At 37.9% G+C, this 13836-nt stretch carries 14 protein-coding genes and 1 tRNA gene; 14 read left to right on the top strand and 1 reads right to left on the bottom strand.

The genetic code is table 11. From position 1 onward, the window contains the following. The first annotated feature begins 18 nt into the window (after window positions 1-18). The 11 genes from FGQ66_RS08905 to upp all read left to right on the top strand — a co-directional run bounded on the left by FGQ66_RS08905 (window position 19) and on the right by upp (window position 10344). Window positions 19-750 carry an epoxyqueuosine reductase QueH gene (locus FGQ66_RS08905; protein ID WP_115235196.1) on the top strand — a complete coding sequence of 244 codons (732 nt, stop codon included), beginning with the start codon at window positions 19-21 and terminating at the stop codon, window positions 748-750. A gap of 154 nt (window positions 751-904) precedes the next feature. Beyond that, window positions 905-1396 carry a hypothetical protein gene (locus FGQ66_RS08910; RefSeq protein ID WP_171024591.1) on the top strand — a complete coding sequence of 164 codons (492 nt, stop codon included), beginning with the start codon at window positions 905-907 and terminating at the stop codon, window positions 1394-1396. Next, complete coding sequence (locus FGQ66_RS08915) at window positions 1393-2175, top strand: DUF6681 family protein (RefSeq protein ID WP_005879261.1); 783 nt, start codon at window positions 1393-1395, stop codon at window positions 2173-2175. The genes FGQ66_RS08910 and FGQ66_RS08915 overlap by 4 nt, the downstream gene beginning before the upstream one ends. A gap of 176 nt (window positions 2176-2351) precedes the next feature. After that, the gene (gene lepB / locus FGQ66_RS08920) at window positions 2352-2921 is read left to right on the top strand and encodes a signal peptidase I (RefSeq protein WP_081134560.1); all 570 of its coding nucleotides are present in this window, start codon (window positions 2352-2354) and stop codon (window positions 2919-2921) included. Window positions 2922-3154: 233 nt separating this feature from the next. Then, a complete protein-coding gene (locus FGQ66_RS08925; RefSeq protein ID WP_081134559.1) occupies window positions 3155-3739 on the top strand; it encodes a thymidine kinase in 585 nt (194 codons plus the stop codon). Window positions 3740-3741: 2 nt separating this feature from the next. Continuing rightward, complete coding sequence (gene prfA / locus FGQ66_RS08930; protein WP_005879255.1) at window positions 3742-4815, top strand: peptide chain release factor 1; 1074 nt, start codon at window positions 3742-3744, stop codon at window positions 4813-4815. After that, window positions 4808-5647 carry a peptide chain release factor N(5)-glutamine methyltransferase gene (prmC, locus tag FGQ66_RS08935; RefSeq protein WP_005879253.1) on the top strand — a complete coding sequence of 280 codons (840 nt, stop codon included), beginning with the start codon at window positions 4808-4810 and terminating at the stop codon, window positions 5645-5647. Before prfA ends, prmC begins: the two co-directional genes overlap by 8 nt. Before the next feature lie 191 nt (window positions 5648-5838). Then, complete coding sequence (locus FGQ66_RS08940; RefSeq protein WP_095443733.1) at window positions 5839-6864, top strand: L-threonylcarbamoyladenylate synthase; 1026 nt, start codon at window positions 5839-5841, stop codon at window positions 6862-6864. A 145-nt stretch (window positions 6865-7009) separates the two neighbouring features. Continuing rightward, window positions 7010-8254 carry a serine hydroxymethyltransferase gene (gene glyA / locus FGQ66_RS08945; RefSeq protein ID WP_113845304.1) on the top strand — a complete coding sequence of 415 codons (1245 nt, stop codon included), beginning with the start codon at window positions 7010-7012 and terminating at the stop codon, window positions 8252-8254. A 277-nt stretch (window positions 8255-8531) separates the two neighbouring features. Further along, window positions 8532-9476 (top strand): alpha/beta hydrolase, encoded by a 945-nt coding sequence (locus FGQ66_RS08950; RefSeq protein WP_138302236.1) that lies wholly within the window; start codon window positions 8532-8534, stop codon window positions 9474-9476. Between the two features lie 238 nt (window positions 9477-9714). Continuing rightward, on the top strand, window positions 9715-10344 hold the full coding sequence (upp, locus tag FGQ66_RS08955) for a uracil phosphoribosyltransferase (protein WP_005879244.1): 630 nt from the start codon (window positions 9715-9717) through the stop codon (window positions 10342-10344). A 125-nt stretch (window positions 10345-10469) separates the two neighbouring features. Here the strand turns inward: upp and FGQ66_RS08960 are convergent, their stop codons facing one another. Further along, window positions 10470-10712 (bottom strand): hypothetical protein, encoded by a 243-nt coding sequence (locus FGQ66_RS08960; RefSeq protein WP_005879241.1) that lies wholly within the window; start codon window positions 10710-10712, stop codon window positions 10470-10472. A 119-nt stretch (window positions 10713-10831) separates the two neighbouring features. On the opposite strand from FGQ66_RS08960, the gene FGQ66_RS08965 reads away from it, so the two are divergent. The 3 genes from FGQ66_RS08965 to malX all read left to right on the top strand — a co-directional run bounded on the left by FGQ66_RS08965 (window position 10832) and on the right by malX (window position 13833). Next, a tRNA-Thr gene (locus tag FGQ66_RS08965) sits at window positions 10832-10904 on the top strand. Between the two features lie 489 nt (window positions 10905-11393). After that, window positions 11394-12167, top strand: a complete 774-nt coding sequence (locus tag FGQ66_RS08970; RefSeq protein WP_016176958.1) for a MurR/RpiR family transcriptional regulator — start codon at window positions 11394-11396, stop codon at window positions 12165-12167. A gap of 100 nt (window positions 12168-12267) precedes the next feature. After that, the gene (gene malX / locus FGQ66_RS08975; RefSeq protein ID WP_171024590.1) at window positions 12268-13833 is read left to right on the top strand and encodes a maltose/glucose-specific PTS transporter subunit IIBC; all 1566 of its coding nucleotides are present in this window, start codon (window positions 12268-12270) and stop codon (window positions 13831-13833) included. Window positions 13834-13836: the final 3 nt, after the last annotated feature.

Consider the following 13836-nt stretch of genomic DNA (forward strand, 5'->3'; position numbering starts at 1 on the left):
AGAGTGGGGATCTGGACTATGATTGATGCAGAGTTGATTGTTGAAAAAATGAAAAACCAAAAGATAAATTATGATACGGTTTTGAAAAAAATGATTCAGCAATGGGAGAAAGAAGGAACGAAACCTAAATTATTGATTCACACTTGTTGTGCGCCTTGTAGTACACATACATTAGAATTTATGTGTCAGCATGCGGAGGTCACTTTATTTTTCTCAAATTCGAATATCCAACCTAAAAGTGAGTATTTAAGACGACTCCATGAGCAAAAGCGTTTTGTCGATGCATTTAATGAACAAACGAATAATCATGTAGAGTTGATCGTTGATGAATATCGACCAAGTGTATTCAATAAAATGGTTTTAGAAAATAAGTTAGCAGATGAAAGAGAAGGCGGAGCAAGATGTAGCGCTTGTTTCAATATGCGTCTCGATCTAGTGGCGCAAAAAGCCCAAGAACTTGGCTATGATTATTTTGGAAGCGCGCTAACGATTTCTCCTAAAAAGAATGCAGCATTGATCAATCAAATCGGCATGGATATCCAAAAAATCTACGGTACCCATTATCTTCCCAGCGATTTTAAGAAAAATAAGGGATATGAACGTTCCATCCAGATGTGCAAAGAGTATGATATCTATCGTCAATGCTATTGTGGCTGTGTGTTTGCCGCGAAACAACAAGGATGTGACTTGAAACAAGTGAATCGTGAAGCAAAGGCATACCTAGCAGAGTCAACAGTCACTTTTGACTAAAGCTATAATAAAACTTTCAAACAAACGTAAGAAAAAAATAATAAATTTATGGTAAATATAAGATATAATAACTATTCTGTGGCACGTAAGATTTGGCACATAAACTGGATAGAAAAATGAAAAAGCTATAAATAAAAACAAAGGATGAGATATGATGCGAAAAGTAGCACCTATTTTGAAACCAATAGCGGTTTTGACTATTTCAACAATTGTGGCTACTGCAACCGGTGTGGTCAATAGTTCGAGTTATCGTGCCCCATCAAGTTCTACTACGACAGAGGAGACAACGCCCGCTTCGACTACAGGGGATACAACAACGCAAACAACTGAAATGAGTGATGAGTCTACGAGTTTATCAAGTGTTTCGCAAGATACAACAGACACAACAAGTACAACCACATATTCTACTGTTCCTTCAAGTAGTACAGATGAGGATAACAACCAAGAAAATAGCAGCTCAGAAGATACGGCGACAGATGATTTTAACGGTGGAAGCAGTACGGATACAAGTACAACCACTACGCCAAGCAGCACAACACCAAGTTCGTCTATACAAAACAACGGAGATGCGACAGCAAAAAATGCTGCACCGACTCAAAACTCAAAGACACAGACGAATAACCAGCAAGCAGGTGACTCACAATGACGTTTTTATTAGATATTATCAATAGTGTGCATAAATTTTTAGGCTACCTAGATATTAGTCCGAAATATTTGAATCGCGGTTACACGATTTTAAGTGTGATCCCAACGCTCTATCTTTTGCGTATCGTTTATGGACTATGGCAAAATCAAAATTATTTACAATTTTTCCTATATGGAATCGCCTTTTTGATTCTTGTTTATTTTATCATTTTAAATGTTTTCTACTATTTTCTTGATAAAAATGTGAAGGCAGATGTTACGCAATTATTTGTGAAGTATCTGCCAGATGAAGTATTTAATATCCAAGATGAAGAAAATACAATGGCAAATAATGGAACGATCGACAAAGTAAATACGCAGGAAGCTGTAGTTTCTTACGATGAAGACTATCAATTGAAATTAGCCGAGAACATGCGCTATCTGATCGGTAATGGTGAGATCAAGGTTAACGATCTTGGAAGAATGGATGGCTTTTTAGTAGATCGCAATACGTTATATCCCTATTATTATGTAAAAAAAGTTTCTGACAAAGAATACATTTTAAATATTGGGCGTAGTTATTCTGAGATGGAGCCAGTTGGTCGAATGACTGTGGCATCTGCCGAAGATACGATCGAACCAGTGGGACTATTTATCGTCGGTGGTGATTTTGTCAAAGATGGTTTAAGATACCATGAACCTTATCGTTTGAAACTGATTGTCAAAAAAGAACAACCAGAGGAAGCAGAAGAACCAATGATTTACAGTAGGAGTCAACGAAGAAAACATTCCCGTAATTGATAAAAAACGGATAAAGGCTGGAACTAAAAAAGCTGTTCCAGTCTTTTGCTACACTTAAAAAAACATCTGATAGTATAAACTGAATGTGCACTTATTCTTTCCTTTAGTTTCTAAAAAAGGTAAAATAAAGTGGAACACGAATAAAAGGTTAAAAATAAAAATACGGGAGGTATTTTGTGAAAGAATTTTTGAAAAATTGGGGTATTCTGATCCTAGTACTAGCAGCCCTTCTATTAGCGCGTGTTTACGTATTCACACCAGTCACTGTCAATGGACATTCAATGGATCCAACTTTGAATGATGGACAGCGATTGATTTCATCAAAAATTTCAAAATATGAGCGTTTTGACATCATCACAACCAAAGAACCTGGCGATGAAGATCGGATGATCGTGAAGCGTATCATCGGCTTACCAGGAGATACAGTAAAAATGGAAAATGATCAGTTGACGATCAATGGAAAAAAATATGATGAGCCTTACTTAGATGAATTCAAAAAAGAATTTGCTGATGATAAGTTGCAAGATGAATATTCCTATAGCCAAGCTTTTCAGGCACAAGCAGAAAATGCACAAAAATTTACAAGTGATTTTGACTATACGGTGCCTAAAGGAGAGTATCTGGTTCTGGGAGACAACCGTCTGATTTCTAAAGATAGTCGGATGTTTGGATTTGTCGATAAAGATATGATCCAAGGAAAAGTTGTTTTCCGTTACTGGCCACTCAATGAAATCAACGTCATCTGATAGAGAGTAAAAATGAGACAATCACTGATAGAAGTGACTGCCTCTTTTTTTCTGTCTTTTCTGACCTCGGGGATAGTGATAAAAACTAGTGAAAATATCCCTTTTAATCAGTTATAAAACTCTTTGCACTTGGTTTTTGGTAACGAACCAATCAGGACTGAAAATTCTCACTGTAAAAAATGATGAAAATCAAGTATAATACCATAGGAACAAACTGGAAGGTGAACGAGGGAATGGCACAACTATTTTTTAAGTATGGCGCAATGAATAGCGGCAAGACAATCGAGATTTTAAAAGTAGCACATAATTATGAAGAACAAAATAAACCAGTTGTGTTGATGACAAGTGGTATCGATACAAGAGACGGCGTAGGAGTTGTTTCTAGTCGAATCGGCTTAAAACGAGAAGCAATGCCGATTTTTGAAGAAACAGATGTCTATGATGTCATTTTAAAAATGGAAAACAAACCGTATTGTATATTGATTGACGAGGCGCAATTCTTAAAAAAAGAGCATGTTATTGCGTTCACGAAAATTGTTGATGAATTAAACATTCCGGTGATGGCGTTTGGCTTGAAAAATGATTTTAGAAATGAATTATTTGAAGGATCAAAATATTTATTACTTTATGCAGACAAAATCGAAGAGATGAAGACCATTTGCTGGTTTTGTCATAAAAAAGCAATTATGAATTTACATTATATTGATGGGAAACCTGTATATGAAGGGGACCAAGTCCAAATTGGTGGCAATGAAGCCTATTACCCGGTTTGTCGGAAACATTATTTCCACCCATCGATTATTACAGAAGGAGAATAAGCATGTACGATCAATTACAATCAATTGAAGACCGTTATGAAGAGCTTGGTGAGTTACTAAGCGATCCAGAAGTGATCACGGATACAAAACGATTTATGCAATTGTCAAAAGAAGAAGCAAATACTCGTGAAACAGTTGAAGTCTATCGTCGCTACAAGGAAGTCGTTCAAGGAATCAAAGATACTGAAGAGTTGCTTGGTGAAAAATTAGACGATGATATGGCTGAAATGGCAAAAGAAGAACTTTCTGAATTGAAAAAGGAAAAGGAAGAATTAGAGGAAAAAATCAAGATTCTACTACTTCCTAAAGATCCTAATGACGATAAAAATATTATCATGGAAATTCGTGGAGCCGCAGGTGGGGATGAAGCAGCCTTATTTGCTGGAGACCTATTCAATATGTACCAAAAATATGCAGAATCACAAGGCTGGAAAACAGAAGTCATGGAAGCAAGCATCACGGGTATTGGCGGATACAAAGAAGTGATCATGATGATTACAGGGGATAATGTCTACTCTAAATTGAAATACGAAAGTGGTGCTCACCGTGTACAACGTGTACCATCAACAGAATCCCAAGGTCGGATCCATACATCAACAGCAACAGTCGTTGTGATGCCCGAAGCAGAAGAAGTCGAAATCGATATCGAAGACAAAGATATCCGTACAGATATTTATCATGCATCTGGAGCTGGTGGACAGCACGTCAATAAGACAGCTTCAGCGGTTCGTTTAACACACTTGCCTACAGGAATCGTTGTTGCGATGCAAGATGAACGTTCTCAATTGAAAAACCGAGAAAAAGCAATGAAGATCTTACGTGCACGCGTGTACGATAAAATCCAACAAGAAGCACAAAGCGAATACGATGCAAATCGTAAATCTGCTGTAGGTACAGGAGACCGTTCCGAACGAATCCGTACGTACAATTTCCCACAGAATCGTGTGACAGACCACCGTATTGGATTAACCATCCAAAAACTCGATCAAATACTTGCCGGAAAACTTGATGAAATCGTTGATGCACTTATCATGTACGATCAAACATCGAAATTGGAAGCAATGCAAAATGGGTAAGACCACATATCGAGAAGTCCTCTCACGGGCTTCTTCTTTTTTAGAATCCAAAACGATCGAAGGATACAGTATCCAATTTCTGTTTCTTGAAAGAAAAAAATGGAGTAAAACAGATTGGTTGATCCATATGAATGACCCAATATCAACAAAAGATCAAGAAATGATCGATCAAGATATGGCACTGCTTTTGAAACACTTGCCCCCACAATACATCTTAGGGTATGCGGATTTTTATGGTCATCGTTTAAAAGTGACAAAAGACACGTTGATCCCTCGACCAGAGACCGAAGAATTAGTCCAACTGTGTTTAGACGAGACTTCTGATGAACGATTAGACGTTGTTGATATCGGTACGGGTACTGGTGCGATAGCAATCAGTTTAAAAGCGAAAAGATCTTCTTGGAATGTCTCGGCTGTTGATCTATCAGAGCAAGCATTAGCAGTAGCAAAGGAAAATGCGAACCAGGAGTCTGTCGATATTTGCTTTTACCATGGGGATACATTGGCTCCAGTGAGTGCGGAAAAATTTGATATCATTATTTCAAACCCGCCATACATCAGTATCGCTGAATGGGATCTGATGGATGAAAGTGTTCGGACATATGAACCGAAAATGGCATTATTTGCAGAAGACCAAGGATTAGCAATCTATAAAAAAATTGCTAAAGAAGCAAAAGACTTATTGAAATCAAAAGGCAAGATTTTTTTGGAGATAGGGTTTACGCAAGGTGCTGCTGTAAAAAGAATTTTTGAAGACGTTTTTCCTGATAAAAAAGTGCGTATCAGAAAAGATCTATTCGGAAATGAACGGATGATCATCGTAACAGATTAGTTGTGGATGAAAATATTTTTTTCTGTTTTTTTATTATAAAAAAACATTGATTTAACAAGGATGTAACCGACTTTTTAACTTATCAACAGACTTATCCACTATTGACAAAATAGTTATCAACAATCTGTTGATAAGAAGTGGATAAAGTGGAATAAATCAAGTATTCAATAAAAATGGGGTGTGGATAGACTGTGGAAACAAAATATTATAACGAAGAACAATTAAAAGAAGCTGCTCAAGCATTGAAGTCGGGTGATCTGGTGGCATTTCCAACAGAAACTGTGTATGGGTTAGGTGCGAATGCTCTTTTGCCAGATGCTGTCAAGCAAGTGTTTTCAGTAAAAGGACGTCCACAAGACAATCCGTTGATCGTCCATGTATCATCATTTGAACAGGTGAAAACGTATGTGGATAACTTTCATCCAGCGACGGCAAAAATTGTTGAGAATTTTTGGCCTGGGCCACTTACTTTGATTTTTGAGATTAAAAAAGGCAGTCTTCCTTCAATAGTGACTGGTGGTTTATCCACAGCAGCTTTTCGCATGCCAGATAACAAAAAAACTTTGACTACGATTGAGCTGGCTGGAGTTCCTCTGGTCGGTCCGAGTGCCAATACATCTGGAAAACCTAGCCCTACGACTGCAGCTCACGTTTTCCATGATCTACAAGGAAAGATTACAGGGATCATCGATGATGGTGCTACTCGAATCGGTGTAGAATCCACTGTGATCGATCTTAGTGATCCAGCAGCTGATCCTATGATATTACGTCCTGGCGCTGTGACTAAAGAACAATTGGAAGCAGTAATTGGCGGTAACGTAACGATCGATCGCCATTTAGTGCAAAGTTCAGAAACACCGAAATCTCCTGGAATGAAGTATAAACATTATGCACCAGATACCCAAGTGATGATGGTTCGTCCAGAGGATTGGCAGGAGGCAGTCCATTGGGCAAAAGAAAAGGCATTACGTGTTGGTGTGATTGCAGGACCAACGATTGCGGAAGCTGTTCGCTTTGATGTAGCGGCTGTATATATGTATTTCAATGATTCTGTTGAAGCGGCAACTAAAGGATTATTTGCTGGATTAAGAGGGCTGGATGAGGAAAACTTGGCGCTTGATCTGATTTTGGTAGAAACTTTTCCTGAAGATGGTCTAGGCAATGCGTATATGAATCGCCTCAAAAAATCGGCGAACCAAAAATATTTTGAAAAATGATCTTACGTATCTTGTTCCCAGCTTTTATTATGATACAATGCAATAAAGTAAACTCAATTGAAAAAAAGATGAGAGTTTACAGGTTGAACTGATTTTTGTTTGCTAGAAAATCTGTTTGATACACAATATAGAGGAGCTGTTGTTTGTGGTAGACTACAAAACGTTTGACCCTGATTTATGGGCTGCAATCGCAAAAGAAGAACAAAGACAAGAAAATAATCTGGAGCTTATTGCTTCCGAAAATTTTGTTTCTGAAGCAGTGATGGCAGCTCAAGGAAGTATATTGACGAATAAATACGCAGAAGGTTATCCTGGGCATCGATATTATGGTGGCTGTGAATTTGTTGATATCGTTGAAAATTTGGCAATTGACCGTGCAAAAGAATTATTTGGCGCAAAATTTGTAAATGTTCAACCTCATTCCGGATCCCAAGCAAATACGGCGGCATATCTTGCCTTAGTAGAACCTGGCGACACGATTTTAGGAATGGATCTTTCAGCAGGAGGCCATTTGACACATGGGTCCCCAGTTAATTTTAGTGGTAAAACGTATCATTTTGTTGCCTATGGAGTAGACCCAACAACAGAAGTCATCGACTATAATGTGGTTCGGATCTTAGCAAGAAAACATCAGCCAAAGTTGATCGTTGCTGGCGCGAGTGCATATGGTAGAACGATCGATTTTGCCAAATTTAGAGAAATCGCGGATGAAGTTGGTGCAAAATTAATGGTCGACATGGCGCACATCGCTGGATTAGTAGCAACTGGCATGCATCCAAGCCCAATTCCTTATGCAGATATCACAACAACAACGACACATAAGACGTTACGTGGACCTCGTGGTGGAATGATTTTGACCAATGATGAAGCATTAGCTAAAAAAATCAATAGTGCTGTCTTCCCAGGGATTCAAGGTGGACCATTAGAACATGTGATCGCGGGTAAAGCAGCGGCATTCAAAGAAGCATTGATGCCTGAGTTCAAAGAATATAGTGAACAGATCATTGCTAATGCAAAAGCCATGACAAAAGTGTTCAATCAAGCAATCGGTACCCGAGTAGTATCTGGCGCAACAGACAATCACTTAGTCTTGATCGATGTGCGTGGGTTGGAATTAAATGGAAAAGAAGCAGAAAGTATCTTAGATAGTGTCAATATCACTGTCAATAAAAATTCAATTCCATTTGAAACGCTAAGTCCGTTCAAAACCAGTGGTATCCGTATCGGCACACCAGCAATCACTACACGTGGATTTAAAGAAGCAGATGCCACTAGAGTAGCAGAACTTGTCGTGAAGGCTCTACAAGCAAAAGATAATGAAGCACAACTAGATGAAGTGCGAGCAGGCGTACGTGAATTAACGGAAAAGTATCCTTTATATAATAAATAAAACATATGGTTGAAGATGAGCAGTGGTGTACCGCAAGAAATAAGCAGAAACGTACGGCATTTATTTTTCAAGTTTTAAGAATTTCGCTTTATTTTGCGAAAAATTGCTTTTGGAACAATGTTTACTCAAAAAAGAGGGGTGTGGACAAGCATTTTGTCACGTCCTTCTTTTTTTCGAAGCCAATTCGAAGTACAGACTGATTTTTTGACTTTTTCCCATTAGCTATCTAGTATATGAGGTGTAATTTGGCTCTTTATCAAAACAAGGGGGAATCACGATGACCGAACGAATTTCATTAGAAAAAGAAGCAGTTGAATTTAGCGATGCCAATGCACCTCACCCCAGAATTTATGAATTACCGCCAGAAGAAGGGCGTGCGCTTTTAGAAAAAGTACAAGATTCATCAGTTGATAAATTACCAGTAGATGTTGAAGATCTGATCGTAGATACAAAGGATTGGGGAAAAATCAATGTTCGGTTCGTGCGACCAGAAGGAAATGTCGATAAGCTACCAGTCATCTTCTATATCCATGGTGCAGGTTGGGTATTTGGCAGCGCTCAGACCCACGATAAATTAATTCGGGAGTTAGCTGTCCGAACAAATTCAGTGGTAGTATTTCCTGAATACAGCCGTTCACATGAAGCAAAATATCCAGTAGCTATCGAACAAAATTATTTTGTTTTACAAAAATTAAGAGAATTAGCAGAATCAAAAGGATTAGATCTTACGAAATTGAGTGTAGCAGGTGATTCAGTTGGCGGTAATATGGCCACTGTTATGACTCTTTTGACGAAACAGCGTCAAGGTCTGCCTATCCATAAACAATTGTTGTATTATCCAGTGACAGATGCCAATTTCGATACAGATTCTTATCAAGAATTTGAAGAAAATTACTTTTTGACTAAAGAAGGTATGAAATGGTTTTGGGATCAGTATACAACAGATGAAAAAGAGCGTGCAGAAATCACAGCCTCCCCATTGCGTGCTTCTTTAGACGAATTGAGGGATCTGCCACCAGCAATGATTTTAACTGGGGAAGCAGATGTGTTACGCGATGAAGGAGAAGCATACGCTCGAAAACTTAGAGCAGCAGGGGTTCCCATTACACAAGCTCGTTTCCAAGGAATCATCCATGACTTCGTGATGGTCAATGCGATGGATCAAACCAAAGCGGCCCGAGCAGCAATGGCTCTATCCACACAATGGCTAAAGGAAGACTAGAATGATACTTTCTGTGTATCGTATCTTGTAATATTTTATAGTAACCAGAAACAGTAAAAATAACAAATAATAAGTGGTTAGTTAACTTTTTTGTTATTTTTTACTGTTTTTTTTAGTGTGATCGATTTGTTTTTTTATTTGGGCTATTTTCTTTAGAAAATTCATGAGTTATACTAGTCAATTGACGTAATTTGTTTTACAATTAAAAAGAAACGACAGAACAAAGGAGACCAGAAAAATGGGCAAATTTCAAGTGATCGACCATCCATTGATCCAACACAAACTAACTATTATTCGAGACAAAGATTGCGGGACAAAAGTCTTTCGTGAGGTTGTTGACGAGATTGCTATGTTGATGGCATATGAAGTATCACGTGATATGCCGTTGGAAGATGTTGTCATTGAAACACCAATCACAAAATCAACACAAAAAACGTTATCTGGTAAAAAAGTAGCAATCATCCCAATCCTTCGAGCAGGTATCGGAATGGTTGATGGTATCTTAGAATTGATCCCAGCTGCAAAAGTAGGTCATATCGGATTGTACCGTGATGAAGAAACACTTGAACCACATGAATATTTCGTTAAATTACCGGAAGATATCGATGCACGTCAATTATTTGTTGTTGACCCAATGTTGGCAACAGGTGGTTCAGCGATCATGGCGATCGATGCATTAAAAGAACGTGGAGCATCAAACATCAAATTTGTATGTTTAGTTGCTGCTCCAGAAGGTGTGAAAGCTTTACAAGAAGCACATCCAGATATTGATATCTATACTGCTGCATTAGATGAAAAACTAAATGAACATGGATATATCGTACCAGGATTAGGCGATGCTGGTGACCGTTTATTCGGTACGAAGTAAGGTTTTTCCACGGATCAACCTAAAAAATCAAAATAAAATACGCAAGACGAGGTTCAGAACTCATTTCGTCTTGCGTAATTTTTTATATAATAAAAAACCATCCCAAAGCATAGAGATGGTCAGTGTCAAATCTTCTTCAATTCTTTGTAGTTGATAATTACTACACCCTTGCTTTGCGTCATCAAATTGGCATTTTCGTCAGTTTCATCAATCTCAACAACAGCGGAATTTTTAAGTTGTTTTGAAATCGTTCCAGTTTGCGGTTTTCCATGAATCGTGAAGGTCACATGTGTATCAATCGTAAATTTTTCCCCAAATTCTGATGGTACGATGGTTGTATCAAATTTTCCAAAAGTTGCCATTTTCATAAAACCTGCCTTTCATATCAATTATACCACGTTTTATGAAAAAAATCATGAAATAAGTAAAAGTTTACAGTTTTGGCTTTACATTCAATCCAATTCCGTTTATAATTTCATATGGAAACGCCAGCTTAGCTCAGTTGGTAGAGCAACGCACTCGTAACGCGTAGGTCGTAGGTTCGACTCCTATAGCTGGCATCATATATAAGCTGTCATATCAAGGTTTTACCTTGAGTATGATGGCTTTTTTGTTTGCATTTTTTAGCTCCGTGGGCAGAGATATGGGCAAGAATATGAAAATTGAACAAGAGAAAAATACATTATTGAGAAGAAAAAAATGACAAACAAATAGAAAACTGGAAGTTACTGTGAAACCTTGTGATTTCTTTATAGATATATCAGAACAAATAAATATACTAAGTAGTATTTATAAAAGAAATACTCCAGACTATGCGTATTATATTTGTGAAAATAGACCAAGGATTGGAGAAATTATTGGATAAGAAAAGTTGGAAAGTGAATGAAGAGCATCTTCTGAAAATACTAGTGATTCATCTAGTTTTTATAGGAGCAACAAGGAATAAAATTATTTATACTTTTGTACGATTTAATGTAGATTTTACATAATAGTTAGAGTAATATTTAGAAAATGAAAAATCGATCAAAAACAAGAAAAGAGGCGATTGAATGAACAAAGTATATAAACGAATCCAATATAAAATTCCAAAATTGAATCAAGTTGAAAAGAACGTTCTTGATTATTGTTTGTGTACGTCTGAAAACATTTTTTCAATGACGGCCGCCGAATTAGCAAGCAAAACATTTACCAGTCAACCGACAATTACTCGAATGGCGAAAAAATTAGGCTTTCAAGGTTATCAAGAATTTAAATTTGCCATCAAAAATAATCTTCATTTTGAACAAGAAGATGTCCATGAAAATGAGCAAACCTCCTTGAGTCCATTGATCAATGAACTTTTCCAACAAATGCTCACTACTTTTGAAGAACTTGACTTGGTACAAATCGATCGCGCGGTAGAAATGCTCAAAGAAGCGAATCGAATTGAGATTTTTGCTTTAGGGCAAAGTATCCCTGTGGCAGTTTCAGTGAATCGTAAGTTGCATTTTTTAGGGAAAAACGTAGGACATTCGACTGATTGGGATGAACTGACTGCAATCAGTAAACAATTGACCGAGCAAGATCTAGCGATTTTTATTAGTCATAGCGGCGAAACGATGGGAATGATTAACTATGCGGAATTATTAAATAAACGAAACGTCCCTATTCTTTCTTTTCTAGGACAAAAAAGAAGTACTTTAGAAGCTGCCTCGACAGCTGCATTTATTGCAGAAATAATGACGATCTACCACCACGATATTGACTTAAGCCCAAGAGCTTCATTAGATATCCTTCTTGATATTGTGATGATCCAATATGCGAAACAAATGAAAACAGAATAGCCATTCCGATTTATGAATATTCATTCTTCTTTCTTATATAGACTTGTAACAATCTTAGGAATCGCTTACATTTATTTTAGAAAAAAGAAGAGGAGGATGAATGATGCAAAAGGGGAAAAAAGCTAGTTACATGGAGATTTTTCAAGGATTAGGAAAAACATTTATGTTGCCAGTAGCCCTATTAGCTTTTATGGGGTTGTTTCTAGGAATAGGAAGTGCATTTTCAGCAGAATCTGCGATCGATGCTTTTCCTTTTTTAGGGGCAGAATGGTTACAAGTTATTTTTCGGTTTATGTCGACGATTGGAGGTTTCGCATTTAGTTATTTACCAGTCATGTTTGCGATGGCTATTCCTCTAGGTTTGGCACGAAAAGAAAAAGGAGTAGCGGCTTTTTCTGGCTTTGTTGGGTATGTCGTGATGCAATTATCGATTAATTTTTATTTACAACAGACGAACCAATTAGCGGAGAGTGCCCAATTACGAGAATCAGGACAAGAAATGGTGTTTGGTATCCAAACACTATCGATGGGGGTCCTTGGCGGGATCATTGTAGGTTTGATCGTTTATCAGCTACACACAAGATTCTATCAGTTTCAATTACCAGATAGTTTTGCCTTTTTCTCAGGAACGCGTTTTGTACCGATCATTACTTCGGTCACGCTAGCAATCGTAGGGGTGATGATCCCTATCATTTGGCCAATGTTTGCGATGGTCATCACTGGGATCGGTCATCTGATTCAACGATCAGGTCCATTTGGTCCGTTCTTGTTCGGTGCAGGGGAACGTTTATTACTTCCTTTCGGGTTGCATCATATCTTGGTTTCGATGATTCGCTTTACAGAAGCGGGTGGAAGCCAACTGATCGATGGACAACAAGTATTTGGCGCATTGAACATCTTTTATAGCGAATTGCAACATGGACTATCTATCTCACCAAATGCTACAGCCTTTTTATCTCAAGGAAAAATGCCTACATTCATGTTTGGCTTACCTGCGGCTGCTTTGGCGATGTATCGAACGGCAAAGCCTTCGAATCGACCTATGATCAAAGGATTATTGATTTCAGGTGTGATTGCGACTTTTGTAACGGGGATCACTGAGCCTATTGAGTTTTTATTCCTATTTTTGAGTCCGTTACTATGGATTTTCCACGTGATCATGACAGGTGCTGGCTTTATGCTCATGAGCTTGTTAGGTGTGACGATTGGAAATACAGATGGTGGGATACTGGACTTTATCATTTTCGGTGTGATGCAAGGTTCTTACACAAAATGGTGGATGGTGCTGCTTGTTGGTGTTGTGTGGTTTGTAGTGTATTACTTTGTCTTCAAAACAGTGATTTTACGTAAAAATTTGAAAACACCTGGTCGCGAGGATCTAACGGCTGAGGCAGAATACACAGAAACGGAAATGGCGCACAGAGTCAAAGGCGGATTTGACGCAGAGGAAATATTGCGTGCACTAGGAGGAACAGCAAATATTACTTCACTTGACAATTGCATCACACGTCTACGGTTAGTTGTGAATGATGGTTCCCTTGTGGATGACGATCGGTTGAAAAAACTGGGGGCTTTAGGTGTCATTCATTTGGATAAAACCAATGTTCAGGTGATCATTGGTACGAAAGTTACCACGGTCAGAAACCAATTAGATGCAATTTTATAAGAA

Origin of the sequence: Enterococcus sp. BSD2780061688st2 D3 (genome assembly GCF_005844145.1) — a bacterium.
Taxonomy (GTDB): Bacteria; Bacillota; Bacilli; order Lactobacillales; family Enterococcaceae; genus Enterococcus_B; species Enterococcus_B durans.

What these genes read in the sequence shown, in the direction of transcription:
- upp (WP_005879244.1), top strand. Translation starts at nt 9,715, where the DNA reads ATGGGCAAATTTCAAGTGATCGACCATCCATTGATCCAACACAAACTA.
- FGQ66_RS08905 (WP_115235196.1), top strand. Translation starts at nt 19, where the DNA reads ATGATTGATGCAGAGTTGATTGTTGAAAAAATGAAAAACCAAAAGATA.
- malX (WP_171024590.1), top strand. Translation starts at nt 12,268, where the DNA reads ATGATGCAAAAGGGGAAAAAAGCTAGTTACATGGAGATTTTTCAAGGA.
- FGQ66_RS08950 (WP_138302236.1), top strand. Translation starts at nt 8,532, where the DNA reads ATGACCGAACGAATTTCATTAGAAAAAGAAGCAGTTGAATTTAGCGAT.
- FGQ66_RS08960 (WP_005879241.1), bottom strand. Translation starts at nt 10,712, where the DNA reads ATGAAAATGGCAACTTTTGGAAAATTTGATACAACCATCGTACCATCA.
- FGQ66_RS08925 (WP_081134559.1), top strand. Translation starts at nt 3,155, where the DNA reads ATGGCACAACTATTTTTTAAGTATGGCGCAATGAATAGCGGCAAGACA.
- prmC (WP_005879253.1), top strand. Translation starts at nt 4,808, where the DNA reads ATGGGTAAGACCACATATCGAGAAGTCCTCTCACGGGCTTCTTCTTTT.
- prfA (WP_005879255.1), top strand. Translation starts at nt 3,742, where the DNA reads ATGTACGATCAATTACAATCAATTGAAGACCGTTATGAAGAGCTTGGT.
- FGQ66_RS08915 (WP_005879261.1), top strand. Translation starts at nt 1,393, where the DNA reads ATGACGTTTTTATTAGATATTATCAATAGTGTGCATAAATTTTTAGGC.
- FGQ66_RS08910 (WP_171024591.1), top strand. Translation starts at nt 905, where the DNA reads ATGCGAAAAGTAGCACCTATTTTGAAACCAATAGCGGTTTTGACTATT.
- FGQ66_RS08970 (WP_016176958.1), top strand. Translation starts at nt 11,394, where the DNA reads ATGAACAAAGTATATAAACGAATCCAATATAAAATTCCAAAATTGAAT.